This window comes from Ruminococcus sp. D54t1_190329_F1 (genome assembly GCF_015551645.1).
In the GTDB taxonomy this organism is placed as follows: domain Bacteria; phylum Bacillota; class Clostridia; order Lachnospirales; family Lachnospiraceae; genus Blautia_A; species Blautia_A faecis.
The window spans coordinates 25,812-49,677 of sequence record NZ_JADNDC010000016.1 but is presented as its reverse complement, the minus strand read 5'-3'; the positions used below and the strand labels follow the sequence as shown (position 1 = coordinate 49,677).

Genomic DNA, 23,866 nt, shown 5'->3' with positions numbered 1-23,866 from the left:
AGAGTATGAGAACAATCGCAGTGATTAATTTAAAGGGTGGCGTGGCCAAGACCGTTACCACCAATAGTGTTGCCTATATTCTGGCAAGCCAGGGAAATAAAGTGCTTATTGTGGATAACGATAAGCAGGGAGATGCATCAAGAGGATTGAACTGCAGAACACAGGATGGAGAAGGAATAGATCGGATCATGACTGCAAGGCACCCGGAAGACTGGATGAAAAAACTGATCAGACATACGGAATTCCATAACATGGATGTATTGCCGGCAAATATGCGTCTTTTGATGGCTAACCAGAAAGTAATGTTCGATCAGACACGACCGCAGCAGTATAGGATAAAAAATGCATTGGCATGTGTGGCTGATCAGTATGATTTCTGCATAATTGACAATGCACCGGATATCAACGTATCAACGATCAATGCTCTGACAGCCTGTGATGATGTTTTGATTCCGGTAGAAATTGATGATAACACAACGGAAGGACTTCCGGAACTGGTGAATCAGATTGGTTATACAAAAGAGGAACTGAACCCAGAATTGAAAAATTACTGGGTATTTATCACAAAATATGACAAAAACAACCTTGCACAGGCACAGGGAACAGAAATGATAGAGGCAGCAGGGTATCCAATGCTTAAGACGAAGATAAGATATTCCAGAAAAGTATCAGAGAGTACTTATGCAAGAAAACCTATCCCTTTGTATTCCGCGCGTTCTTTAGCCGCAAAAGATTATGAATGCCTGGTGAAAGAGTATCTGGTGGCAGCAGGAGTTATGATGGATAAATGGACGGAAGGGAGGGAAGCCTGATGGCATTCAATCTGGCCGACATGGTAAATAATCGTAAAAAGCCCACGGAGACTGAGAATATCAGTGATACAGTGTATCGGGATGTGTTTGAACTGGAGCCATCGAAAGAGAATTTCTATTCCACAGATCCGGAGAAACTGCAGGGATTGAAGAACTCAATTCTTTTATTCGGGGTTATGCAGGATGTTCTGATCGAGGACGTGGATGGTAAAGACAGGATCATATCAGGGCACTGTAGGACAATGTGCTGCAGGATGCTTGTGGAAGAGGGACATGAAGAGTTCCGGAAGATTAACTGTAAATATACAAAAGTGAATCTGAATACAGAAAAGTTCCCAGAAGATAAAGATGGAAAAGTGGAACAGCTGATCAATAAGCTGGGAATCATCCAGGCGAACCGGTTCCGTGAAAAAAGTGATTGGGAGAAAATGCAGGAGGCGCTTATCACAGAAGAGGTAATTAAGGAACTTCGTGATCTGGTTGACCTGCAGGGGACAACCAGAAGCATGGTACAGGCAACTCTCGGAACATCAGGGACACAGTTAGAAAGATATCATGCAATCCAGAAAAAATTAAGTCAGGAGTTCATGCAAGAGTTTCAAAATGGAAACATCAATATATCTGTGGCAAGGGAACTGACAGATCTGGATGAGAAACACCAGGATGAGGCTCTGGGGTTGTACAAAAAGAATGAAACAATTACGCTCCCAGAGGTTAAAGCTTTGAAAGAAAAACAGGAAGTAGGACGTCAGATTCCTGGACAGCTGACACTTGATGAAGCAATTGGACGAAGAAGACCTCCGGAAGATGGAACGGTAATTGATGTTGACATTCAGATCGAACGATTCTTTGAAAGCTTAAAGAAATCAACAACAGAACGAATTCAAAGGCGGGATAAGAACATGTCCATTTATATGCTCAGCATTATATACAATGATGTGCGGATCAGAAATGGATATTTGAATTATCAGGGAAAATCAAATGGAATCCTGTTTAATCCTGGTAGTGGGGATGAAAAGTTGATTACATGGCAGCAGTTGGCTGAAACACTGATAGAGAAGTATGGAAAGAAACAAAAAGCGGTGAAGCTTGCACCTATGCCAGAACCACAAAAAGAATGTCCATACTATGATGCAAACGAAGTATTTCTGCCGGACATAGCAAGGATAATAAATGTATTCCTGGAAAATGCATATAAAGGCATGGGAACAGGTAATACAAGGCGTTTCAGAGTAATGGGAACGGAGTTTGCAGCAGTGCAAAGACCGAAAGAAGATGATTTCGTATTTTGCGATGAACAGGGCGAAAAAGTCTGCTACGTATCGAGAGAACGCATGGCAGCAGAATATCAAAAACGGATAGTACCGGAAGATCCTGTTATTGAAGAATCAGATATGTCCGATTCGGACAACTGCGAACGCTGCGAAAACGCAGCGGAAAACAAGAAAATAGTGGATGAAAAGCAGCAGATAATAGAACTGATACCAGAAGCTTGGCCACCGGAGCTTAAAGATATTCCGGTTCCATCAATGATTGCAATGGATGATATTCTGCAAGATGCCGAAGAAGAGTTGAAAAACTATCTTTCAGTGGCTGATCAGGGAATTCCGGGAAGAACGATATTGAAATATCAGCTCATTGCCGGTGGACTCAGAATAATCAAGAATCTGGTGAGAGATTGTCTGGACGATGAAAATAAAGATGACGGAAAGAACGTCATGGAGCAGTTGCCACTTCCGGTGATGAGAAATAATGATCAGAGGAAAGAATGGCTGAGAAATTATAAAGCTTGGGGACTTTGGTATACAGATGAACATATTGGCGTCAGGTACTACAAATATGATTTTGCAAATGGCGCAAGACTTATTGCAGAAGAATATGATCGGGATACTGTTCATAGCCAGTGGGTATCAGATAATACAGAATCATATTACATGCATTTGATCGGAGGACCTGAACCGGAAAGAAAATCAGGAATACCTAAATGGACACAGCATGGAAGATACAATAAATTCCCAAATAGTGAAAGCGAATTGGTTGAATTCTTAAAGGAAGTACAGAGGGAAAGCAAATGAACAGGGCAGAAATGAGACGTAAGGCCAGAGAACAGGAAAAATGCAGACTCCAATTGAACTTTAAGATGCAGCTTGGCCAGGTTGCAGGACTGACAGGGCAGCAGTCAATGATTCTGCAGAATTATCTGAAAGCGAGAGAGGATGAAATAACGGAGCAGGCAACGGACGCCTGCATCCGTGAAGCTCAGGAGAAACTGGAACGGGCAGAAGACTATATAACGATCACAAATATAATCATCTCTATTTACGCGATAAAGTTTTCATGGGGATTCACGAAAGCAAATAAAAAATTCCTGGATAATTGGAAATCAGCAATGGAGTATGTGAATCGCATAGGAGTGGCGAAAGCTTATGAATATGCAAAAAGAGATATGGATATTGAAGTAGAGTTTGAAGATCTGGCCAATTATAACATTTATGAAGAACTGGGGCTTAACAGAGAAAAGGTGTAAAAGATGAAGCTAAGGATACTGAAAAAGAAATATAAAAAAATGTATGGGAAGAAACCGCCAGAACAGATGAAGAAGAGAATCATCAAGTCAATGATAAGACAATCGGAATATATAAAGATCAAGGCTATAGATCAGAATGCGAAAGAGTATTGTACACGCATAGGGACTGCTGAAATTAAAAAAGTACTACTTGCGTTGATTAAAGCTGTCCGGAAAGAAATGATAGAATATGAACGGAATACGGAGAATCTTGTTAATACAACACGAATATTGGCTGAAAGGAGAAAAATACGGAAATGAAGATTAGAACACTGAGAAATCAGCTGATAGATATGACTGAAAAAGAAGTGACTACAGTTCTCACACCAACCGGCTCATATCAGATACTGGCACACACCAAAGACAAAAAGAAAGGAACTATCCTGGGAGAATATAGCACAGAGCCAAAGGCTGTTCGTGTTCTCTGTGCCATACAGGTTGCAGCTCGGCATCCAGAAAAGATCAAAATCTTTAAAATGCCATCAGATGCAGAGGTGATACTGTGAAAGAGTATAAAAACAAAATAAACGAATTAGACGCACATAAGAAAGAAATTATAATTATGATTCGGTTTCTCAGAACAAAGTGAGGTAAGCAAGATGGTAAGTAGGATAAAAGAAAGATTGCTGCAGTATAAACAGGAACTGCAGAAACAGACGATGTACAAGGAAGGATTGCCGGGAAGTTCGCTGGATATCGTAAATAGTCTTCTGGATGATCTGGAAGAGGATGAGAAAGAAAATGGGTGGATTCCGGTAAAATATCATCAGATATCAGAAAAAGAACGTGCAGAAGAATTCCTTTCAAAAGACATACAATATATGCTTGACTGCAAAATGCCAGATGACGGACAAGAAATATTGGTTACTAACGGAGAAACAACATGGCAAGATACGTGCTTCATTGATTCCAATGGATATTATCTCGACGGCGGTTATGATTGGATTGATATTATGGCCTGGATGCCACTTCCAAAGCCGTATAAGGAGGGGTAAGGAATGAGTGACGGAATGACACTTGTACAGAATGAAGACGGTTCATTTAGTGCATACGATGATACATATGATATTGTAATACACTGCGAGACAGAAGAGGAACAGAAAAAAGCTATTAAGCGTTTAAAATCTACTAACTGGATTCCGATAGACGAGAGATTACCAGACCCGGACAAACACATTCTGGTATCGTTTTTTAACTTTTCACTACCAATGATTGGAAGATATACAGTTGACGATGATGACGGCGGAACATTCAGAGTTGGTGACGAAGACGAGAGTTTTGTTGAACATGATTTGTATGTCAATGCCTGGATGCCACTTCCGAAACCGTATAAGGAAGATTAAGGAATTTGTAATAAATGGAAGGAGATGGAGTTGATTGAAATATCCAGAAGAAATGTATATTGATAGCCAGATATTTGCAGGGGATATGGATGGTTCGGAATCAAATCTGACAGAAAAAATCGTAAAAATAAGGGCTTCTCATTTATGCTGCGTATGTGAAAAACAGATACCTAAAGGCGAAAAAATGTTAAACCAAAAAGTAATAGTAGAAGGACAAGGCTGGTGCAGTTGCTATATTTGCCTACCATGTGTTGAAAATTGGTTAGAAGAATCGGGACAAGTGGAGGATGGTGAAAACGAATGAGAGAAATACTTTTTAAGGCAAAGCGAATTGAAGACGGTAAATGGATTGAGGGGTGTTTGGTAATAGATCATTCACGGTCAAACTTATTTGAATATCGAATACAACCAGTTGAATCAGGTGTTTTATACGCACCGCCTATTAATCCAGAAACCATCTGCCAGTTCACAGGTCTGACCGACAAAAACGGAAACAAAATTTGGGAGAACGATATCTGCGATCGCAAAGAAAAATATCCAGAAATTGTAAATATGAGCAATGGAGATTGGACATTAGATTATAGTTATTTGTTTGGCAAGGAACTTGGAAGTTGTTATTGTAATCTAGGTTTCTATGTCAATGAAAGAAAATGTGTTGAAGTCAAAGGGAACATTTTCGACAATCCAGAGTTGTTACAGGAGGGATATGAAAGGGAAGATAAATACCGAACGGAGTTGTGAATACACGACTCCGTTCGGATGCAAGGCAAGAGATTTCGCAAAAGAGCTGATGCTTCAAGAAATGATTGAGGGAAGTGAGCAATATAAAGAGCTATCCGATATTTGTAAGAAACAGTGTTGCTGTGAATGTAATGAATCTTGCGGATATAGATGCAATCAAGGAATGGAGAAAATAAGCAATAAGTAGAGGTGAAGAAAGAAGAGCGCGCGATTAATTGTCCAGACTATGTGAAGGAGGAAAATAATATATGAATAAAGCTATATTAATGGGACGTTTAACAAGAGATCCAGAGGTGAGATACACCCCAGGGGAAAATTCATTTGCAATTGCCAGATACACACTGGCAGTAGATAGGAAGATCAGAAAAGATGGAGATGCAACTGCAGATTTTATTAATTGTGTAGTGTTTGGAAGATCTGCCGAGTTCGTGGAGAAATACTTCCGAAAAGGATTGAAGATTACAATCGAAGGCCGTATTCAGACCGGAAGTTATACCAACCGTGATGGACAGAAAGTTTATACGACAGAGGTTGTTGTAGAAGAACAGGAATTTGCAGAAAGCAAAGGTTCTGGATCCGGCAGCAGTCAGCAGAATGTTCCACAACAATCACCAGATGTGGGACCTGATGGTTTCATGAATATCCCGGATGGAATTGAAGAGGAACTGCCATTTAGTTAATGTCCGACTCGGACGAGACGAAAGAAGGAAAAATATGAGCGGACTTAAATTTCCAAAAGAAGAAACGAAGAAAAAAAGGATGTCCCATCCGGCCAGCATTCTCGGAAGCCGAAAAGGAAGATGTTACCTGTGCAGCAGGTATGGCCAGACCGAAGAACATCACATATTTGGTGGTCCGAATCGGACTCTATCAGAGAAATATGGATTAAAAGTAGACCTGTGCCTGGAATGCCACCAGTTTGGAGCACATGCGGTACATAAAGACCAGGCGGTAATGGATGAGCTTCACAGACTGGGACAGGAAGCCTTTGAGAACCAGATTGGCAGCAGGGAACAGTTCCGGAAGATCTTCGGGAGAAACTGGCTATGACATTATATGAGATTACAGAAAACATAACAGAAGAGCCGGAAGAGGCTGTAACCATAAAGGAAGCATCCAAAAGGCTGAACCGGACAGTCGGGAGCCTGTACGGTGCCGCAGCCGAGGGAAGACTGATAAACGGCAGATACTATCTAAGAGCAGCAGACCGGACACTCAGCAGAAACAAAGACCGGAACCTGCTCCTGGAATACGATCTGGTCCGGCAGAAGCTGCTGAAGAAGTGCAGAGGATAATCAAAATGAATGTAATCGTTGCAATGGGTGTTGGCGTGCTGATCGGAGCCTTCGGTGTGATTGCCTGGCTCCTGCATGATTAAAAACAGAGGTGTAAAATGAATAAAGAAAAATACAAGGATCCCACAGCTGAATATGCGATAGCTGAAGCTGAGAAATGGGAACGGCAGCAGAAGCAGCTGGAAGAGAAGCATGGAATCAAAAGAGGGGATGTTATTCAGATCATACAAACCAGTTATGCTTCTGGTGACGGGAAGATCATCACCAAAAAGGTGAAAGCCAGGATAAAAGCATTATATCCCCATGTAGTGCAATTACAGTTACCAAACGGCATAACCAGATCCCCTACATACTGGGAACTGGAACGACTGAAAGCAGGAGGTGGTACCGATGGACAGGAGATTGCAGGAAGAAAATGAAAAGAAAAAGGAATATTTAAAATCATATCAGAGAGCAGTCAAAAGAGAGCGGGACATCCTGGAAGAAATCAAAAGATTAAGAGCTGATAAGATGTTTCCTTCCGTAGTGAATGATGGAATGCCAAAAGGCAGCAGTCAATCAGATCTGTCGGATTACATTGCAATACTGGATGAACAGATTGAAATATTGAAAAAAGAACGTTTGAACAAGGTTCAGCAATATCGTAAGATTGAGAGCCAGATCCGCAAAATGCATTCAGAAGATGAACGGAAAGTTTTGTGTTTGCGCTATATAAAAGGCTTAAAATGGGATGATGTAGCAACAGAGATGGGCTATGGATGGACACAGGTACATAGGCTGCATTCATCAGCATTGAAGAATTTTAAGATGGTATAGAATGGTATACTTGATTCGTGTTATAACTATAATAGATTCAGATGGATGAATCAAATATCAATCGGTTGCACCCTTACTTGTCAGGCACTATGGCTTGGCAGGTATATCGGAACATAGCTCAGTGGTAGAGCAGCTGGCTTATATCCAGCGTGTCGGTGGTTCGGTTCCATCTGTTCCGACTCGGTTAGTACCGCCGATATAATGGTACAATACTGACTCATACATACTTCCACAAACGTCTGGCAGGCACGGCCGGGCGTTTTTTATTGGAGAAAAAGATGATATATAAGAGATGTGGCAGGTGCGGAAAAAGAATTCCGTCCGGCAGCAGGTGTCCCTGCATGAAACAAAGAGATAAAGAACGCTATCGGATATATGATCAGAATGCAAGAAATCAGAAAAGCAAAACATTTTATGATTCAAGGGAATGGCAGCTGACAAGATCTGATATTCTCAGTGCTTGCGGGATTGATGTGTATGTCTATATGACGGAAGGAGTAATTCTGGCAGCAGATACAGTGCATCATATTATTCCGTTAAAAGAAGCATGGGATAAACGATGCGATAAGCAGAATCTGATGCCATTACATCACGATACACATTCAAAAATTGAGCAGATGTATAAAAAAGAGAGACCAGTGATGGAAAAAAAGCTTGCAAAAATGCTTGTGGATTTTTATACACAGACGGGAGGGGCGGTCTGAAAAGTTTTCAGGAAACGCCGTCGTCCCCGCCTGCCGTATAGCTTGCGCAAAATTCTAAATACTCATAAAAAGTTGGCAAAGGAAGGAGGGAGGATGAATGGGAAGACCGAGGAAGCCGCTGACAGAGCAGCGGGGAAATCTTACTGTGATCACAATGCAGACCAGGGAAGCAGAAGAAGACAGTGTGACTACGGACAAAAATCAATTAAAACGTCCTCCTACCTGGCTGATTGATAATGTAGCAAAAAAAGAGTGGCGCAGGATTGTCAAGGAACTGGAAAAGATCAATCTGATCGGGAACCTGGATCGTAACAACCTGGGCGGTTACTGTAATGCTTTTGCTAACTATGTTAAGGCTACAGAGATATTGAAAGATCAGACTTATTACATTGATCGAGAGACCAGGAATGGCGTTATTGTGGTGAAAAATCCAATGGTTGATATTCAGCGCACATACGCAGAGGAAATGAGAAAATTTGCTTCCCTGTGTGGACTCACTATTGACGCCAGACTGAAAGCTGCAGCAGTGAAGTCTGATAAGACAAGGGAAGCTATCACAAATAAATTTGGCAATATATGACCATCAAAGAAGAACTGATAGATTACGCCAACCGTTGTCTGGCCGGGGAAGAAATATCAGGGAAAAAACATAAATGGGCTTGTATGCGCTTCCTTAGGGATTGCAAGAAAGAGGATGCAAAGAATGTACAGGCTAATGTATGGCCTTATCATTGGGATGAAGAGGAAGCATCAAAAATTGTAGACTGGTTTTCCATGCTCCGCCATTCTAAAGGTGACCTTGCAGGACAGCCGATCAGCTTGACGATATGGCAGAAATTTAATCTGTGCCAACTTTACGGATGGCGCGAAGATATTACCGGTTATAAAAGGTTCAAACAGTCTTTTATTGAGGTTGGAAGGAAAAATGCCAAGTCTCAGATGGAGGCTGGTGTAGCCCTCTATGAAATATCAGTTATGGCTACGAGAAATGAAGAAAATTACGAATATTATACTGCTGGAACCAAGAGGGATCAGTCGAAGATTATTTTGAATGAAGCTAAGCTCATGCTGAATAAATCTCCACTGAAACCTCTTTTTAAAATCACCAGGGATGCTGTAATACACAGAAAAACTGGAAGCTTCATAAAGGCATTGTCGAAAGAGGATGGCCAGAATGGAGATGGAACCAATCCGGCCGGACTGATTTTGGATGAATACCATCAGCACAAGACTACTGAGTTTTATGATCTTGGTCTTGGAGCAAACACCAAAGAGCCATTGCTGATGATTATTACAACTGCAGGGATGGATCTTACTTATCCATGTTATGTGCAGGAGTATCAATACTGCTCTAAGATACTGGATCCGGATGTGGATGTGGAGAATGAAGAGTATCTGGTGGATATCTGCGAAGTGGATCCGGAGGATTATAAGGATGATATCCGTAACCTGGAAGATGAAAACATCTGGAAAAAAGCGAATCCGATTAGGATGAGCTATAAAAATGGCGCGGATAAGATCCGTACAGCCTGGCGGGTAGCCAAAGAAATACCGGAAAAGATGACGGCATTTCTCACAAAAATGTTGAATATCTGGGTTCAGGCAAAAGAAAACGGATATATGGACATGGCAAAGTGGAAAGCCTGTCAGGTTGATAAAATCCCTATTGATACTCATGGGATGAGTGTTTATGTGGGGTTCGATATGTCAGCCAAAATAGACCTTACATCTGTTACATTCGTAATTCCCTTTCTATCAGGCGAATTTGACAAGACTGGAAAAGAAATTGTGAAATACATACTGTATTCCCACTCTTTCATTCCGAATCGGGAGAAGTTGGCTGAAAGAAAGGCAAAAGATAAAGTGGATTATGATGCCTGGGAAAGAATGGGATTTATTACAGTGACAGATACTCCGATTGTAGACCAGAATGCAGTAATGCAATATGTATTGGATACATGTGCAGAGAATGACTGGAACATAGAATGTCTGTGCTTTGACCCTGCCAATGCAAGTAAGCTGATGATGGATCTATCAAACGAAGGTTATACAGTGGAGGAAGTTTTCCAGAGCCATAAACACTTGAATGAAGCTACTCAGGGATTCCGTGAGCAGGTATATTGCGGAAATGTCCTGTACGAATATAATCCTGTATTGAATTTTGCAATGAGCAATGCAGTGATCAGAACCAACCAGGGACTGATTAAGATAGATAAAGATGCTACAACAAAAAGAATTGACCCTGTGGATTCTACCTTGTGTGGATTTAAGCTGGCAATGTATCATGAATTCGGATCCAGCTACCAGGAAGGAATAGATCAATTTTTGGAAAGTGACTGGTAACAATGAGTATATTAGACAGATTAAAAAATGCATGGAATGCAATGACGCGGCCAACGGTAGACATGGATGACGATGAGCTGAAAGAATGGCTGGGAATAACTGGTACTAAGCCAGATGTTGAGAAAGAGGTGACATATTACACCTGCTTAAAAATGCTCAGCGAAACCATAGGAAAAGTGCCGTTAAAGTACTACCAGGAAACGCCTAAAGGTCGGATCAGGGCAGAGCCGAGCAAGATAACCAGGCTTCTGACTGTGAGACCGAACACGATAATGACACCCACAACTTTGTGGACTACTACAGAGATGAACTGTCAGCATTATGGAAATGGCTATATCTGGATGCGTGGTACCTTTGAAAGAGAAAAATATGGAGGACATTACAAAGTCCTGGATCTTTGGCCAATGCAGGCAAATTGTGTGACTGTATATATGGATGATGTTGGTGTGTTTGGAGGAAAAGGGAAACTGTATTATCAGTACAATGATCCCAAGACCGGAGAACAGTATTTGTTCAGATCCAGTGAGGTTATGCACTTTAAAACCTGGTATTCCTTAAATGGAATTATGGGAAAATCTGTGCGGGAAATTCTGCAAGATACCGTGGGTGGAGCATTGGAAAGTCAGAATTTTATGAATAACCTTTATCGTCAGGGACTAAGTGCAAGCATGGCATTACAGTACGTGGGTGATTTGGAAGAGAGCAAGATAAAAGCACTGCAGAAAAAATTTGCAGATAAACTGTCAGGCCCGAAAAATGCAGGAAGGGTAATACCTGTCCCAATCGGACTACAGCTTACTCCACTGAAAATGAATCTGACTGACGCACAGTTTTTCGAATTAAAAAAGTATTCCGCACTTCAGATTGCCGGAGCATTCGGTATTAAGCCGAATCAGATCAATAATTATGAAAAATCCAGTTATTCAAACAGTGAAACCCAGCAGTTGGCTTTTTTAGTTGATACTGCTTTGTACAGACTAAAGATGTATGAAGAAGAGATCAATGCGAAAGTTCTGAGCTTGAAAGAGGAAGAAAATGGATTTTTTTATAAGTTTAATGAGAAGGCAATTTTGAGGACTGATACAAAGACACAGATGGAAATGTTAAAAGATGCTGTAAACAATGGAATATACAAGCCAAATGAAGCGAGGAGATATCTGGATATGCCGGATGATCCGGATGGCGATAAGCTCATTGTGAATGGAAATTATATTCCGCTTGAAAAAGTTGGAACACAGTACACCAAAGGAGGTGAGTAGAATGCCAGTATTACTGCTGAAAAATCAGAAAAAGAATGTAGGAAAATTGGAAATCTGCAATCAGACAGAAATCTCAGCAGATCTGAATATTTTTGGGGATATCGTATCTGATGACTGGGGAAAATGGTGTGATGATGATACCTGTCCTTCTGATATTTCAGATTTCTTGAAAAATCTGGAAGACATACAGGAGATTAACCTTCATATAAACAGTGGAGGTGGATCTGTATTTGCCGGAATTACCATTTATAACATGTTGAAACGCAATAATGCCAGGATTACCACCTATATTGATGGTATTGCGGCCAGTATTGCTTCTGTAATCGCGTGTGCCGGTGATCGGATCGTGATTCCGGCAAATGGTACCTTTATGATTCATAAACCTACAAATGGTTACTTTTTTACCAGTATGAACGCAGATCAGCTGAGAAAAGATGCAGATACTCTGGATATTTGCCAGAAAGCAATCCTGCAGACATACATGTCGAAGACCAAAGAAGGGGTTACAGAAGAGGAAATCAATAATCTGATCAACGAAGAGACCTGGATGGTCGGAAGTGATACTACTGATTATTTTGATTTTGAAGTGGAGGACAGTGTACAGGCAGCAGCTTGTACAAGTAATTACTTTGATGAGTATTCAAAGACCCCAAAAGCATTAAAGCAGCATGAAGAACCGGAAAATAAAACTCTGGATATTGACGCTATTGCAGATGCAGTTATGGAAAAAATCAAAGCAAAAGAGGCTAATCAGAGAAATCTGGAAAAAGAAAAGATAAAGGCTGAATTATTGGGAGATCTTGACCGGTATGGTGTTTGATCTCCCTTTTTGAAAGGAGAAAAAGACGTGAACAAAGAATTATTAGACCTTCTGGAGAAGATTAACGCGAAAAAAGATGGAGTTAAGAACCTTGCCAATGAAGGAAAACTGGAAGAAGCAAAAAAAGCTAAAGATGAACTGAAAGAGCTTCAGGATAAATTTGATATTCTGAAAGACTTGGACGATGGAGCAGCCGTGCCGGAGAGTAAGATTCCTGCAGGAACACCAAAAGATTCTACGGCAGAGTTTGCACAGGCTGCCAGAGCAGGGTTCCACGTACAGAATTCCATGAGTGAAGGCTCAAAAGCAGATGGAGGCTATACTGTTCCAGAGGATATCCAGACCAGAATCAACAAATACAAAGAGTCCAAGTTTTCATTAGGCCAGCTGGTCCGTAAAGAATCTGTCAAAACTGAAAAGGGTTCCAGAACATTTAAAAAGCGCTCTCAGCAGACTGGATTCACCAAAGTTGGTGAAGGCGGTAAGATTGGTGCAAAAAATACTCCACAGTTTGAGCGTATTGATTATGAAATCGGTAAATATGCAGGATATTTCCCAGTGACCAATGAGCTCCTGGCTGACAGTGATGCAAATATCGCTTCTACACTTATTGAGTGGATTGGAGATGAGGCAAGAGTAACTGAGAATAATCTAATCATGGGTCAGATTAAGACCAAAGAAGAAGTAGAATTAAACGGATTGGATGATATTAAAAAAGTTCTCAATGTTACCATCGGATCCGCATTTAAGCAGTCTTCCAGAATCATTACCAATGATGATGGATTACAGTATTTAGATACATTAAAAGATTCTACTGGAAGATACCTTCTTGCACCGGATCCAAAAGATACCATGCAGTTGCGACTTGCGGTCGGTGGTACATTCGTACCGGTTGAGGTAATCCCAAAAGGGGATTTACCAAGCACAGTGACATATGAGCAAACGGCAGATACTGATGTAAATGCCAAAAAAACTTATTACACAAAAGTGGAAGAGGTATATACAGCAGTTGATGAGCCGAAAAAACAGGACATTGCAAATTATTATGAGGCCAGTGCGACAAAGATTCCGGTTATAATCGGAGATCTGAAGGAAGGTATCTGGTACTTTGACCGTGCAAAGACTACAATCATGACTTCCAATATTGCTTCAATCGGTGACCTTAATGCATTCGCGGAAGATCTGACTATTTATCGTGCTATCGAACGAGAAGACGTTAAGATAAGGGATAAAGAGGCATTTGTAAATGCTTATCTTCTGCAGAAATGATGGTGAATAAATGCTGGAAAAAATAAAAAAACGATGTGGAATCGCAGAAGGTATTAATGTGTATAACGATGATATCAGCGTTTACATTGAAGATGCACTGGAGGATATGAAAACCTCCGGTGTGCCTCCTGATATTCTCAAGAAGGATGCGGATGATCCAAGAGTCCTTACAGCTGTGACCTTATATGTAAAGGCATATCTTGGAAATGACCGTTCAGATACTCGAATGTATCTGGATCTGTATCGAAAAAAAGTTTTTCGCATGACACTGGAAGGAAGTGACCTGGATGTGGAATAAAAGTATTTCGTTGCCGGTAAAGAAAAAAGATCCAACGATAAATGATAATGGAATCATGATGGAGGAAACATATGAATTTATCGGTGGTATTCCGGCAGACTTCCGCGACAGTACCAGGGATGATGAGGTTCTTGCGAAACAGAATGGTTATACCGCAGACCAGGTTGTTGAGATCATGGCGTGTAATTATTCTGGAGAATCATTCCTGGTGGATGAGTCTACAGGTGAAATTTATGATATAAAGCGCAGATTTCAGAAAAATAAATCCATGAAGGTGCAGCTGACTTGTCAAATGCGCGAACGCGGGAAAGAGCAGGCGGGGCAATGGCAAGGATGACGATAACAGGTTTTGAAGATGTTGAAGAGATGTTGAATAAGCTGGCAAATCCTTATGAAATGGCTGAAAAAGCAGTGAATAAGGCCGCCCCAATTGTCGAAAAAAACCTGAAAACACAGATCAGATCCGCAGCTAACAGAAGGGATAAATACGGAAAACCGTATTCAACAGGCGAACTGGAAGCTTCCATAGCTGCTACAAACGCAAGAGACAATAGTCTCGGAGTGTTTGCTGTGGTAAAACCCAATGGAACTGATAAAAATGGTCTTAGAAATGCTGAAAAAATGGGTTATCTGGAATATGGTGTAAGATCACACGGCCAGGAGCCAAGACCTGTACGCGCGGCAGCAGTAGCACAAAGCGAAAATGCAGTAATGCAGGTTATGGAAGAGGTAATTGGCGCGGAGGTGGACAAGCTATGACAATAAATCAAAAGATAATAAAAGCGTTGAAGCCTCTTGGCATTCCGGTGACATCAGATTTCTTTGGCGGTGGAAATAGCGAGTATATTACCTTTAATTATGTGAAGGATGGTGCAGAACTATTCGCGGACGATCAGCCTATAGAGGATATATCCTCAATGCAGATTCATTATTTCCTGCCATCAACTAAGGATTACCTGGAAGCAAAAAGAAAAATTCGCAGGGCGATCCTGGAAGAGGGTGGAACGTATCCTGATGTAACCGTATTGATGGAACCTGATAATAAAACAAGACACATTGTATTCGAATGTGAATTTGAAAATGATTATGATATGGAGGAATAACACATGGCACATATTGGTATGAAAAGTCCTGTAGCAGCACAGTGGGCAGAAGGAAACAAGTACACAGAAGGTTTTGTTGTTGCAAAAGCAATCAACTTCAATGGAACCCCCAATAAAAATGATGCAGAACTTTGGGCAGATGATGGAGTAGCAGAGACTGATAAAAGTATAAAAGACATGGGTACTTCTCTTGGCATTGATGATCTGTCTCTGGAGAACCAGGCAAAATTGCTTGGTCATACATATGTAAAAGCAGTAGCAGGAGATTCAGGTCAGGAAGGAACTCCTGAGAGTATTGAAGTCGGATCAGAAGACGAAGCTCCATACTTTGGAGTTGGTTTCTATAAGCGAAGAAAGAAAAATGGAGTTACCAGTTTTACAGTAATCTGGCTGTACAAAGTCCAGCATAGTGAGCCAACAGAAAATGCTGAGACAAAAGGTGAAACTACAAACTTCCAGACTGCCACCATTGAAGGTAAAGCATACCCAGTGGAAGTTAATGGTAAGATGTCAATCGGTAAAAAGCTTATTTTTGACACTGAAGCAAAAGCAAAAGCTTGGTTGTACAAACAGGCAGCAATTACTGAGTAAACATTGAGGGAGATCATATGAGCGATTTAAGACCAACAGGAGCTCCGGTCGTTATCGGTGGACAGGAATATAATATCCTGTTCACCATTGGAGCAATTGAAGCAATTCAGGAATCCTGTAATAAAGCATTGGTGGAGACTATGCCGGCAATTGCGAGGGTGGCAGATTACAAAACTGATTCAGAAGACGTAAAAACATTTTATAATGTTATTGCTGCGTTTCTTACCGTAGATACAGGTAAGGAAGTAAAAACAGAAGCTATTGACGGACTTATAAAACCAGCTGAAATGAAAAAGATAGCAATTACTCTGCTGGAGGCATATGGATTTTCCATGCCGGATCCGGACAGTGACGATGAAGATTCTGAAGACGAAGAGGAAGAAGACCCAAACCAGGAGACCGGGCTATAAACGTAGCCCGGTTACTGTATGTGGGATGTAAGGTGCTCAATTATAGTGAAAAAGAGGTGCTTGAGATGACACTTCGGAAATTTTATCTGATCTATAATGAGTATCTGGATTATAACGGATTAAGAAAAAAGGACGAAGAGTTAAATTTGGACACCATTTTCTGATTTTCTTTCACAGCTCTGTTAAATGATATTGAATTTTACAGAGCTGCGGATTATAATTAAGAAAAACAGAAAGGTGGGTAGCATATGTTATTGGTAATATTGTTTGTATTGTTATTATTTGCAATACTGATAGGGGCTCTGATAAAGAAATTTGTCAAATGGGTTACATCACCAGTGGTGTATAAAACCCACATTGAAGAAGTCCCAATATCCAAGAAATAAGTATAAATAAAAATCCATGTAAAAAGAGCATCTCGGTTTGAGGTGCTCTTTTTATGTGGATTTTTTGTTGGGAGGACTAACTATGGCAGGAAAGAAAATTGGAATTGTACTTGCACTGGACGGAGAAAGACAATTTTCACAGGGCGTATCAAATGCGAAAAAAGAAAGTGCAATGCTTAACTCTGAACTGAAAAAACTCAGCACAGAATATAAGGGAAATGCCAATTCTCTTGAATTTCTGACTAAAAAGCAGGAAAACCTGTCAAAGCAGACTGAGAGTTATCAGAAAAGGGCGGAGTCTGCGAAAAAAGGATTGGAGAATGCGCAGAAGGTATCGCAGAAAGCGGCGCAGAGATATGAAGAGCTTTCCAAGGCATTGAAAGAGGCTGAAAAAGCCCAGGAAAACATGCAGAAATCTGGAAAGGATGGTACAAAAGAGTATCAGCAGCAGTCAAAGGAAGTGGAAAGCCTTCAGAAGGCTGTTGAAAAACAGGGCTTGGAGTGCCAGAAGTGTGAAGGAAAAGTATCGGACTGGTCTAAAAAAGTTAGTGACGCCGAGAATGATATAGAAAAAAATAACCAGGCTTTAAAACAGAATGAAAAGTATCTGCAAGAAGCACAAAATGCTACGGATAAATGCGCAAAGAGCATAAACGAATATGGGAAAGAAACAACGACGGTTATCACTACTACGAAAGAGTTCGGAGAAAGCTTGAAGGAAGGTTTTGGAGAAGCTTTAGCCGCAAAGGGCCTGGAACTTGCAGGAGAAGCTATTTCAGCAATTGGTGATAAGGCAAAGGAAGCAGCAGAGTATGTGGTGGAAGTCGGAAGTTCCTTTGAAGCTGGAATGAGTGAAGTGGAGGCTATCTCTGGAGCAACCGGATCAGAGCTGGAAGCACTGGAAAATAAGGCAAAGAGCCTTGGAAGTAGTACGAAATTCTCTGCAACGGAAGCAGCCAGCGCGATGACAAATATGTCCCTGGCCGGATGGTCTGTAAACCAGACTCTTTCTGGAATTGATGGCGTTCTACAGTTGGCAGCAGCTTCCAATATGGATCTGGCAGAAGCATCACAGGTTGTAACAGATAATATCAGTACTTTTAATCTGGAAGCATCGCAGTCAACCCATATAGCAGATATGATGGCATACGCGCAGGCGAACAGTTCGACTACAGCAGCAGAGCTAGGGGAGGCATACAAGAACTGTGGCGCCAACATGAATGCCGCCGGTCAGGACATTGAGACCACAACCTCTTTCCTGGAAGCATTGGCAAACAACGGACTCCGGAGCAGTGAAGCTGGTACTTCTCTTGCTGCTATAATGAGAGATCTGACCAGCAAGATGAAAGATGGAAAGATCGCCATTGGTGATACTTCTGTTACCGTAATGGATTCTAACGGAAATTTCCGTGACATGACGGATGTATTGAAAGATGTAGAGTCTGCTACAGATGGAATGGGAGATGCCCAGAAGCAGGCGGCTCTTATGGCTACATTTACATCTGACTCCATTAAGGGCTTGAACATGCTTCTTAATACCGGCGCTGATCAGGTGGCTGGCTATGAGGAAAGCCTGAGAAATTGTTCAGGTGCGGCTTCTGATATGGCAGATACTATGCAGGATAACCTGCAGGGTAAACTGACAGAGCTTAGCTCTGCCACAGAGGGACTGGGAATTGCAGTGTATGATTACATTTCAGGTCCCTTACAGGACGGCGTGGAATTACTTACGGATGTTGTGTCTGGATTGACAGACGCGATTACGCCTCAGAAAGATGCAATGGAAGAGATGTATGATGACGTCATACAGTCTTCGCAGAAAGTAGCTGATAATGTACAGGCGATTGACGATCAGTTTACCGGAACCCTGAATTCCGTGGAAAATGTAGGCGCTCTGGCTGACAGACTGGAAGAGTTAAATAATGTTGAAGATAGAACAGCTGTCCAGAAACAGGAAATGGCATCCATCGTGGACAAACTGTCACAGTCCATTCCAGAACTGGCTGGTGCTTATGATGATGAAAATGATAAACTGAGTGTAACTAATGATGAGCTGGAAAAACTGGTAGAAAACTATCAGCAAACAGCAATCCAACAGGCGGTAATTGCAGCCACACAGGATTTAATCAATGAGTCTTTAGCGGCACAGGTACAGCTGGATAAAGCACAGGAACAGAAAAAAATCACTGAAGATAGAATGGAACTCTTGGAAAAAGAGAGAGAATTAATTGTAAAGCTCCAAGAGGAAAGACAGAAGGCCAGTGTAGATCCAAGCTATCAAGTTGATATTGATTTTCCAACAGAGAAAACAAAACTTTATACAGAGGCATTGGAAAAAGGTGCAATAACACAGGATGAATTTAATTATGCTATGGAACATCTAAGCGATAGTAGCAGCGAATTGGATTCACGTTTGGATGGTATTGATGGAAGAACAGTAGCATATGGTGATGCAACTGGAATAGCAGCTACGAGCATAGCTGATTGTGCAGAGAAAATGGAAGGATATTCTCAAGCAATTGAGGAAAATCAAAAAACAATTGATAAATGCTCGGAAGAACAGGAAAGATATGCCAAAAGTGCAGAAAACATTACAAAAGTAAAAAAGGATAATACTGAATCAACAGAAGACAATACAAAGGCACAAGAAGATAATGCTGATGCAATCCAAGCAACCGGCTTGGCGGCAGCAGGAGCTGGCACAGCCCTGGAAGGGTTCAACAAAACTATGGAACGCTCCCAGGAAGCCGCGGATGCTGCTAAGACTGCCATGCGTCAGATCCTGGATGAATACAATTCCACCATGGATTCTATCAAGGCTGATTTGCAGGATAAAATCAGTTTTGCTGATAAATTTGACGGTGGAGATGATATTACCACAGAACAGATGAATGAGAACCTGCAGTCCTGGGTGGATGGAATCCAGAACTATCAGCAGAATCTTCAGCGCCTCAAAGAAGCCACAGACGAGAGCGGGCAGGCAATCTTTTCAGCAGAATTTATCCAGGCAATCCAGGATCAGGGAACTGATGCAGCTAATATGCTCCAGCACATGGTATGGACTCTGGACAATCAGGGTGAGTACGGCGTAGAACAGTTGAAAGGCATATCCAAAAAGTGGACTGATGCCATGGATATATCAGAAGATACAGCAACTGTAATGGCAGCTAATAAGACCGCCTATGAGATGACAATGGGAGATCTTGGTTCTTCAGATATTGATTTTTCTGATTTGCGCGAGTCCATTGATAACGCCGTTGCTTCAGCAGTGGAAGGCTGGGCTGAGCTTCCAGCAGCCACCCAGGAATCCCTCATGCAGACCGTACAGATGGCGCAGGAATGTGGTGTACAGATCCCAGAGGGACTTGCAGATGGAATTGCAAGCGGTGAGATAACCCCTCAGCAGGCAATAGATCAGCTGAACGGGACTATTGAAGGAACAATCCAGGGCGTGGCAGAAATCGCCAATAAAGCGGGTATCCAGATTCCGGAAGAAATCCAGGCAGGAATTAATGCCGGTGGTACGCAGGCAGTATCCGCTATGCAGGAGCTTCTGGCACTGATCCAGCAGCAGGCAGCAGATGCACAGTCTGCAGGTGAAGATGTTGGTACTGCTGTAGGAGAAGGAACCCAGAATTCAATTAAAGATCAGCAGTCTGGCGTTGAACAGGCTGGTGGCGAGATGGCGTCCGCCGGAGCAAAGGCAGCCGAAGAGAAAAAAGGCGAATATGAAAAAGCCGGAAGCGTAGCTGCTCAGCAGTACCAGACAGGTATCAATTCTGGAAAAAGTGGTGCAATCAGTGCAGCTGGAACCATGGCAGGACAGGCGGCATCTGCTGTTAGGACCTATCAGAATAGCTTTTACACTGCGGGATATAACGCAGCTGCTGGTGTAGCACAAGGTATATCAGCAGGCCAGTCCCAGGTCATCAGCGCTTCAATAAGAATGATCAATGCAGGTATTGCCGCAGCCAAGGCAGCAGCAGAGATCCATTCTCCATCAAAGAAATTTGAGAAAGAAGTCGGCTATCAGTTACCTGCAGGTACTGCATCTGGTATAACTAAAAACACAAAGGTAGCAACTGCAGCCGCTGGAAAAATGTCAAAGGCTGTGTTGAAAAACGCCACAAGCTGGCTTAAGCAATACAATAAGAGCCATGAAGTGTCCTTGGACAATGAAAAATGGTACTGGCAGCAGATACGTGATACAGCTGTGAAAGGATCCACAGCCTATAAACAGGCAACCTCTCAACTTAATAAGCTTAACAGCAGTTCCACGATCAGCAAGGCACTGAGCAGCAGTATAAAGAACAATTTTGGCGTATCCAAAGAAAAAGTTACCGGATCCGGAGATAATCAAAAGAAAACTACTAAGGACGCAGAAACTTATAATTCTGAAGTCCTCAGTGCTGCTGAAAAACGGCTGGAAAAGTACAAGACATTACATGCTGCCTCTTTAGCCCAGGAGAAAAATTACTGGACCACCGTTCGAAAGAATTTAAAGAGCGGAACTGATGCCTGGTATGAAGCAACACAGAAGATCCAGGAACTGGACACTCAGATCTACGAGAAAAAGCAGGAGAAACAGGAAGAGGCAGCCAAAGCCAGAGAGGAAGCTGCAAAGACCCAGGCTTCAGTACAGAAATCCCTTCTGGAGACCTACCAGACCTATTATTCTATGTCCGCCAGGGCAGAGATGGAATATTGGGATATTGCCAGAAAACAGTTCACAGCCGGCACGGATGAGCGCATAGAAGCAGATAAAAAGTACCTGGAAGCCAAAGAAGATTACGAAAAAGAAAAGCTGCAGCTTGATGAAGATTACAATGATAAGCGGGAAAAGCTTGAAAAAGAACTAAATGAGACCATACAGGAACTGGAAGAAAAAAGGGACAGTGCCATAGCTGATCGGAAGAAAGACATCCTTTCATCCATGAATAACTATGATGCCTGGGATGCTTCCGGATATACTGCAGATCGTCTGATTTACAATATGAATACCCAGGTTGAGGGACTGAAACTGTGGGAAACCCAGTTGCAGGAACTGAGCGGAAAGGGACTTTCAGAGGGGCTGCTGCAGGAACTGAAAGACGCAGGACCAGAAGCAACCGCCAATATTTACAGCCTGAATCAGATGACTGCAGAGCAGCTGGATGAATTTAACAAGCTTTGGGAAGAAAAGCAGGAGATAGCAGACCGGCAGGCAAAAAAAGATACACAGGCTACGCGGGATGCTATTGACCAGCAGATAAGTGACACCAAGAAAGACTATAAGAAGCAGCTGGATGATCTGGCAGCTGAAAATGCTTCGGCTGTTGCGAAACTAAATGAGGGACTATCTACCGGCTTGCAGTCCCTGGTGGAACAGGCTGGCCAGATTGGTGAGGATATTGTAGGTAACCTGATCGCTGGCATTCAGAAAGCTGGCACAGGTGGAACTTTGCTTGACGTAAATGTAACTCCGAATGGCAGCACTGCATCTGGCACGGCCTCTTCTGGATCCGGTGGAACAGATACATCCAGCACTGCTTCTTCAAGCTCAGCTTCCTCTGGGACAACATCTGAAATTGCGCCCGCGCAAAAAGCAGAGCTGGAGGCCGTGACCGCAGGTGTAGCGGAAGAACCGGCAGAAATTACAGAAGTACAAAAGCTGATCAATGCAAGTAAAGCCCATAAGAAATCAGTATCAGATGCTGAGAAAAAGAAGCATTCGGATCTGTGGCAGTACATTGTTAAGAACTACGGCCGGAGCGTCAACGATTCCACAGTTAAAAAGATTGCGGATGCTCTTAGCGTGGAAGCCGACAAAAAGCCTACATCAGCGCAGAAAAAAGCAATTCTGGCCGCTATGAAAAAGAACGGCCTGAAGACCGGTACTCAAAACGTCATAGAGGATCAGCTGGCGTGGTTATTTGAAAATAACGCCCAGGAATATGTTCTCCGTAAGTCCGATGGCGCGATCATGCAGAACATGCTCACCGGGGACAAGGTAATTAACCCACAGGGAGCAGAAAACCTTTATAATTTTGCCATGAATCCGGATCAGTTCCTGGAATCCAGATCTTCCCTGGAGGTAGGAGCGGCTGGAGTCGAGAAACTTAACCGTTTGATCCAGCAGCAGTCAGAGCACCAGGCGAAGTTATCAGGAAGCTATCGAAGTGATAACTCCGAAATACTGAGCAAAATGGATTCCATGATGAGTACGATGGAGTCCATGATGGAGAACATGGCAAGCTCCATGAAGAACTTAAAAGTATTCATGGATAAAGATAAGCTGGTCGGAGAACTCAGGGAAGACATGAACATAAAAAATGAAATGGCAGCCACAAGATACACAAGGGGGCGTCTGAGATGAATATAAATGGCTGGGACATATCCGGAGCACAGGCCAAACAGTGGAACGTGACTCCGGGATTTTCCGATATTGAAAATGAAAGCGAATGGCAGAGGGGAAGCCCACTGCCGTTTTTCATTAATGGATCAATCGGGTGGAAGACAATACGGATCACCTTCCTGGTATACGGCTCTGATCGAAATGAGATCTTGCAGAATTGCAGCACCCTGCTTTCCCATATGATGTCCGAGTCGGTCACCTTGGAACTGGATAAGTTCGATCACAAGTTTTGCGGGTTTATGAGCAAGCATGATTTTACAGAAAACCCGCTTGCCCGTCTGAAGGTGACATCCAACAGGCTGAGCAAGCTCACCGTTGATTTTTCCTGCTATGAGTTTGCTGAACAGCCAAACGGTTCACCGTTTTCGGAGTCCGCTTCCGGGATGCTGGAGACAGTAGTTACAAATCCTGGGAACATCCGGACGCCTTGTATGGTAGAGATTACGCCAAAGGTGGGAATGGAACAGCTGACAATAACTGGAATAAACCGAAATCTAGATACAGGAGAAAACCTTCGGGTGGTAATAAGAAGCCTTACTGCTAACAGTACTGTGATTTTAGACGGAGAAAGTGGGAAGATTACAGAAAATGGGGCTAACAAAGCAGCAGATGTTGATATTTGGAGCCTGCCGATCCTTTTACCAGGGGAAACAAGGATTACCTTAGACAGCACATGGACAGACATGACTGTGAAATATAGACCAAGATTTATGTAG

28 protein-coding genes and 1 tRNA gene are annotated in these 23,866 nt (G+C 42.3%); all 29 read left to right on the top strand.

The features are described from left to right. Nucleotides 1–5: 5 nt before the first annotated feature. The 29 genes from I2D69_RS09090 (at nucleotide 6) to I2D69_RS08950 (ending at nucleotide 23,866) form a co-directional block, all read left to right on the top strand. Nucleotides 6–812 (top strand): ParA family protein, encoded by an 807-nt coding sequence (locus I2D69_RS09090; RefSeq protein WP_195379794.1) that lies wholly within the window; start codon nucleotides 6–8, stop codon nucleotides 810–812. Continuing rightward, a complete protein-coding gene (locus I2D69_RS09085) occupies nucleotides 788–2,887 on the top strand; it encodes a ParB/RepB/Spo0J family partition protein (protein ID WP_207741805.1) in 2,100 nt (699 codons plus the stop codon). The genes I2D69_RS09090 and I2D69_RS09085 overlap by 25 nt, the downstream gene beginning before the upstream one ends. Continuing rightward, nucleotides 2,884–3,339 carry a hypothetical protein gene (locus tag I2D69_RS09080; protein WP_195379792.1) on the top strand — a complete coding sequence of 152 codons (456 nt, stop codon included), beginning with the start codon at nucleotides 2,884–2,886 and terminating at the stop codon, nucleotides 3,337–3,339. The genes I2D69_RS09085 and I2D69_RS09080 overlap by 4 nt, the downstream gene beginning before the upstream one ends. A gap of 3 nt (nucleotides 3,340–3,342) precedes the next feature. Continuing rightward, nucleotides 3,343–3,639, top strand: coding sequence for a hypothetical protein (locus I2D69_RS09075; RefSeq protein ID WP_195379791.1), 297 nt, complete (start codon nucleotides 3,343–3,345; stop codon nucleotides 3,637–3,639). Continuing rightward, nucleotides 3,636–3,884, top strand: coding sequence for a hypothetical protein (locus tag I2D69_RS09070; protein ID WP_195379790.1), 249 nt, complete (start codon nucleotides 3,636–3,638; stop codon nucleotides 3,882–3,884). The genes I2D69_RS09075 and I2D69_RS09070 overlap by 4 nt, the downstream gene beginning before the upstream one ends. A 93-nt stretch (nucleotides 3,885–3,977) precedes the next feature. Next, a complete protein-coding gene (locus I2D69_RS09065; protein ID WP_195379789.1) occupies nucleotides 3,978–4,373 on the top strand; it encodes a hypothetical protein in 396 nt (131 codons plus the stop codon). 3 nt (nucleotides 4,374–4,376) lie between these two features. Continuing rightward, nucleotides 4,377–4,721 carry a DUF551 domain-containing protein gene (locus I2D69_RS09060; protein ID WP_195379788.1) on the top strand — a complete coding sequence of 115 codons (345 nt, stop codon included), beginning with the start codon at nucleotides 4,377–4,379 and terminating at the stop codon, nucleotides 4,719–4,721. A gap of 34 nt (nucleotides 4,722–4,755) precedes the next feature. Further along, nucleotides 4,756–5,025: a hypothetical protein gene (locus I2D69_RS09055; protein WP_195379787.1), complete on the top strand. Its 270-nt coding sequence runs from the start codon at nucleotides 4,756–4,758 to the stop codon at nucleotides 5,023–5,025. Then, nucleotides 5,022–5,462 (top strand): YopX family protein, encoded by a 441-nt coding sequence (locus tag I2D69_RS09050; protein ID WP_195379786.1) that lies wholly within the window; start codon nucleotides 5,022–5,024, stop codon nucleotides 5,460–5,462. The genes I2D69_RS09055 and I2D69_RS09050 overlap by 4 nt, the downstream gene beginning before the upstream one ends. A gap of 248 nt (nucleotides 5,463–5,710) precedes the next feature. Then, the gene (locus tag I2D69_RS09045; protein ID WP_195379785.1) at nucleotides 5,711–6,142 is read left to right on the top strand and encodes a single-stranded DNA-binding protein; all 432 of its coding nucleotides are present in this window, start codon (nucleotides 5,711–5,713) and stop codon (nucleotides 6,140–6,142) included. A 34-nt stretch (nucleotides 6,143–6,176) separates the two neighbouring features. Then, nucleotides 6,177–6,512, top strand: a complete 336-nt coding sequence (locus I2D69_RS09040) for a hypothetical protein (RefSeq protein WP_195379784.1) — start codon at nucleotides 6,177–6,179, stop codon at nucleotides 6,510–6,512. Next, nucleotides 6,509–6,757, top strand: coding sequence for a hypothetical protein (locus I2D69_RS09035; RefSeq protein ID WP_195379783.1), 249 nt, complete (start codon nucleotides 6,509–6,511; stop codon nucleotides 6,755–6,757). Before I2D69_RS09040 ends, I2D69_RS09035 begins: the two co-directional genes overlap by 4 nt. A 98-nt stretch (nucleotides 6,758–6,855) precedes the next feature. Then, on the top strand, nucleotides 6,856–7,176 hold the full coding sequence (locus I2D69_RS09030) for a hypothetical protein (protein ID WP_195379782.1): 321 nt from the start codon (nucleotides 6,856–6,858) through the stop codon (nucleotides 7,174–7,176). Beyond that, complete coding sequence (locus I2D69_RS09025) at nucleotides 7,148–7,573, top strand: DUF1492 domain-containing protein (protein WP_195379781.1); 426 nt, start codon at nucleotides 7,148–7,150, stop codon at nucleotides 7,571–7,573. The genes I2D69_RS09030 and I2D69_RS09025 overlap by 29 nt, the downstream gene beginning before the upstream one ends. A gap of 107 nt (nucleotides 7,574–7,680) precedes the next feature. Beyond that, nucleotides 7,681–7,752, top strand: a tRNA-Ile gene (locus I2D69_RS09020). Nucleotides 7,753–7,914: 162 nt separating this feature from the next. Then, a complete protein-coding gene (locus I2D69_RS09015; RefSeq protein WP_233456074.1) occupies nucleotides 7,915–8,277 on the top strand; it encodes an HNH endonuclease in 363 nt (120 codons plus the stop codon). Between the two features lie 97 nt (nucleotides 8,278–8,374). Then, entirely contained in the window at nucleotides 8,375–8,857 is a 483-nt protein-coding gene (locus I2D69_RS09010; protein ID WP_173718553.1) for a phage terminase small subunit P27 family, read from the top strand. Then, nucleotides 8,854–10,620 (top strand): terminase TerL endonuclease subunit, encoded by a 1,767-nt coding sequence (locus I2D69_RS09005; RefSeq protein WP_195379780.1) that lies wholly within the window; start codon nucleotides 8,854–8,856, stop codon nucleotides 10,618–10,620. Before I2D69_RS09010 ends, I2D69_RS09005 begins: the two co-directional genes overlap by 4 nt. 2 nt (nucleotides 10,621–10,622) lie before the next feature. Continuing rightward, nucleotides 10,623–11,879, top strand: coding sequence for a phage portal protein (locus I2D69_RS09000; protein ID WP_195379779.1), 1,257 nt, complete (start codon nucleotides 10,623–10,625; stop codon nucleotides 11,877–11,879). Between the two features lies 1 nt (nucleotide 11,880). Next, on the top strand, nucleotides 11,881–12,699 hold the full coding sequence (locus I2D69_RS08995) for a head maturation protease, ClpP-related (protein ID WP_173719574.1): 819 nt from the start codon (nucleotides 11,881–11,883) through the stop codon (nucleotides 12,697–12,699). Between the two features lie 27 nt (nucleotides 12,700–12,726). Further along, the gene (locus tag I2D69_RS08990) at nucleotides 12,727–13,968 is read left to right on the top strand and encodes a phage major capsid protein (protein WP_347708391.1); all 1,242 of its coding nucleotides are present in this window, start codon (nucleotides 12,727–12,729) and stop codon (nucleotides 13,966–13,968) included. Nucleotides 13,969–13,978: 10 nt separating this feature from the next. Beyond that, on the top strand, nucleotides 13,979–14,266 hold the full coding sequence (locus I2D69_RS08985) for a hypothetical protein (RefSeq protein ID WP_195379778.1): 288 nt from the start codon (nucleotides 13,979–13,981) through the stop codon (nucleotides 14,264–14,266). Then, on the top strand, nucleotides 14,256–14,603 hold the full coding sequence (locus I2D69_RS08980) for a hypothetical protein (RefSeq protein WP_195379777.1): 348 nt from the start codon (nucleotides 14,256–14,258) through the stop codon (nucleotides 14,601–14,603). The genes I2D69_RS08985 and I2D69_RS08980 overlap by 11 nt, the downstream gene beginning before the upstream one ends. Beyond that, complete coding sequence (locus I2D69_RS08975; protein WP_195379776.1) at nucleotides 14,591–15,025, top strand: hypothetical protein; 435 nt, start codon at nucleotides 14,591–14,593, stop codon at nucleotides 15,023–15,025. Before I2D69_RS08980 ends, I2D69_RS08975 begins: the two co-directional genes overlap by 13 nt. Further along, nucleotides 15,022–15,369, top strand: a complete 348-nt coding sequence (locus I2D69_RS08970) for a phage tail protein (RefSeq protein WP_173771011.1) — start codon at nucleotides 15,022–15,024, stop codon at nucleotides 15,367–15,369. The genes I2D69_RS08975 and I2D69_RS08970 overlap by 4 nt, the downstream gene beginning before the upstream one ends. A 3-nt stretch (nucleotides 15,370–15,372) precedes the next feature. Then, a complete protein-coding gene (locus tag I2D69_RS08965) occupies nucleotides 15,373–15,960 on the top strand; it encodes a major tail protein (protein ID WP_195379775.1) in 588 nt (195 codons plus the stop codon). 17 nt (nucleotides 15,961–15,977) lie between these two features. Next, complete coding sequence (locus I2D69_RS08960) at nucleotides 15,978–16,370, top strand: hypothetical protein (RefSeq protein ID WP_195379774.1); 393 nt, start codon at nucleotides 15,978–15,980, stop codon at nucleotides 16,368–16,370. Nucleotides 16,371–16,838: 468 nt separating this feature from the next. Then, nucleotides 16,839–23,111, top strand: coding sequence for a phage tail tape measure protein (locus tag I2D69_RS08955; protein ID WP_195379773.1), 6,273 nt, complete (start codon nucleotides 16,839–16,841; stop codon nucleotides 23,109–23,111). After that, the gene (locus tag I2D69_RS08950) at nucleotides 23,108–23,866 is read left to right on the top strand and encodes a phage tail domain-containing protein (RefSeq protein WP_173719566.1); all 759 of its coding nucleotides are present in this window, start codon (nucleotides 23,108–23,110) and stop codon (nucleotides 23,864–23,866) included. Before I2D69_RS08955 ends, I2D69_RS08950 begins: the two co-directional genes overlap by 4 nt.

Coding starts and splice junctions, on each gene's coding strand:
- I2D69_RS09090 (WP_195379794.1), top strand. CDS start 6: ATGAGAACAATCGCAGTGATTAATTTAAAGGGTGGCGTGGCCAAGACC.
- I2D69_RS09085 (WP_207741805.1), top strand. CDS start 788: ATGGACGGAAGGGAGGGAAGCCTGATGGCATTCAATCTGGCCGACATG.
- I2D69_RS09080 (WP_195379792.1), top strand. CDS start 2,884: ATGAACAGGGCAGAAATGAGACGTAAGGCCAGAGAACAGGAAAAATGC.
- I2D69_RS09075 (WP_195379791.1), top strand. CDS start 3,343: ATGAAGCTAAGGATACTGAAAAAGAAATATAAAAAAATGTATGGGAAG.
- I2D69_RS09070 (WP_195379790.1), top strand. CDS start 3,636: ATGAAGATTAGAACACTGAGAAATCAGCTGATAGATATGACTGAAAAA.
- I2D69_RS09065 (WP_195379789.1), top strand. CDS start 3,978: ATGGTAAGTAGGATAAAAGAAAGATTGCTGCAGTATAAACAGGAACTG.
- I2D69_RS09060 (WP_195379788.1), top strand. CDS start 4,377: ATGAGTGACGGAATGACACTTGTACAGAATGAAGACGGTTCATTTAGT.
- I2D69_RS09050 (WP_195379786.1), top strand. CDS start 5,022: ATGAGAGAAATACTTTTTAAGGCAAAGCGAATTGAAGACGGTAAATGG.
- I2D69_RS09045 (WP_195379785.1), top strand. CDS start 5,711: ATGAATAAAGCTATATTAATGGGACGTTTAACAAGAGATCCAGAGGTG.
- I2D69_RS09040 (WP_195379784.1), top strand. CDS start 6,177: ATGAGCGGACTTAAATTTCCAAAAGAAGAAACGAAGAAAAAAAGGATG.
- I2D69_RS09035 (WP_195379783.1), top strand. CDS start 6,509: ATGACATTATATGAGATTACAGAAAACATAACAGAAGAGCCGGAAGAG.
- I2D69_RS09030 (WP_195379782.1), top strand. CDS start 6,856: ATGAATAAAGAAAAATACAAGGATCCCACAGCTGAATATGCGATAGCT.
- I2D69_RS09025 (WP_195379781.1), top strand. CDS start 7,148: ATGGACAGGAGATTGCAGGAAGAAAATGAAAAGAAAAAGGAATATTTA.
- I2D69_RS09015 (WP_233456074.1), top strand. CDS start 7,915: ATGAAACAAAGAGATAAAGAACGCTATCGGATATATGATCAGAATGCA.
- I2D69_RS09010 (WP_173718553.1), top strand. CDS start 8,375: ATGGGAAGACCGAGGAAGCCGCTGACAGAGCAGCGGGGAAATCTTACT.
- I2D69_RS09005 (WP_195379780.1), top strand. CDS start 8,854: ATGACCATCAAAGAAGAACTGATAGATTACGCCAACCGTTGTCTGGCC.
- I2D69_RS09000 (WP_195379779.1), top strand. CDS start 10,623: ATGAGTATATTAGACAGATTAAAAAATGCATGGAATGCAATGACGCGG.
- I2D69_RS08995 (WP_173719574.1), top strand. CDS start 11,881: ATGCCAGTATTACTGCTGAAAAATCAGAAAAAGAATGTAGGAAAATTG.
- I2D69_RS08985 (WP_195379778.1), top strand. CDS start 13,979: ATGCTGGAAAAAATAAAAAAACGATGTGGAATCGCAGAAGGTATTAAT.
- I2D69_RS08980 (WP_195379777.1), top strand. CDS start 14,256: ATGTGGAATAAAAGTATTTCGTTGCCGGTAAAGAAAAAAGATCCAACG.
- I2D69_RS08975 (WP_195379776.1), top strand. CDS start 14,591: ATGGCAAGGATGACGATAACAGGTTTTGAAGATGTTGAAGAGATGTTG.
- I2D69_RS08970 (WP_173771011.1), top strand. CDS start 15,022: ATGACAATAAATCAAAAGATAATAAAAGCGTTGAAGCCTCTTGGCATT.
- I2D69_RS08965 (WP_195379775.1), top strand. CDS start 15,373: ATGGCACATATTGGTATGAAAAGTCCTGTAGCAGCACAGTGGGCAGAA.
- I2D69_RS08960 (WP_195379774.1), top strand. CDS start 15,978: ATGAGCGATTTAAGACCAACAGGAGCTCCGGTCGTTATCGGTGGACAG.
- I2D69_RS08955 (WP_195379773.1), top strand. CDS start 16,839: ATGGCAGGAAAGAAAATTGGAATTGTACTTGCACTGGACGGAGAAAGA.
- I2D69_RS08950 (WP_173719566.1), top strand. CDS start 23,108: ATGAATATAAATGGCTGGGACATATCCGGAGCACAGGCCAAACAGTGG.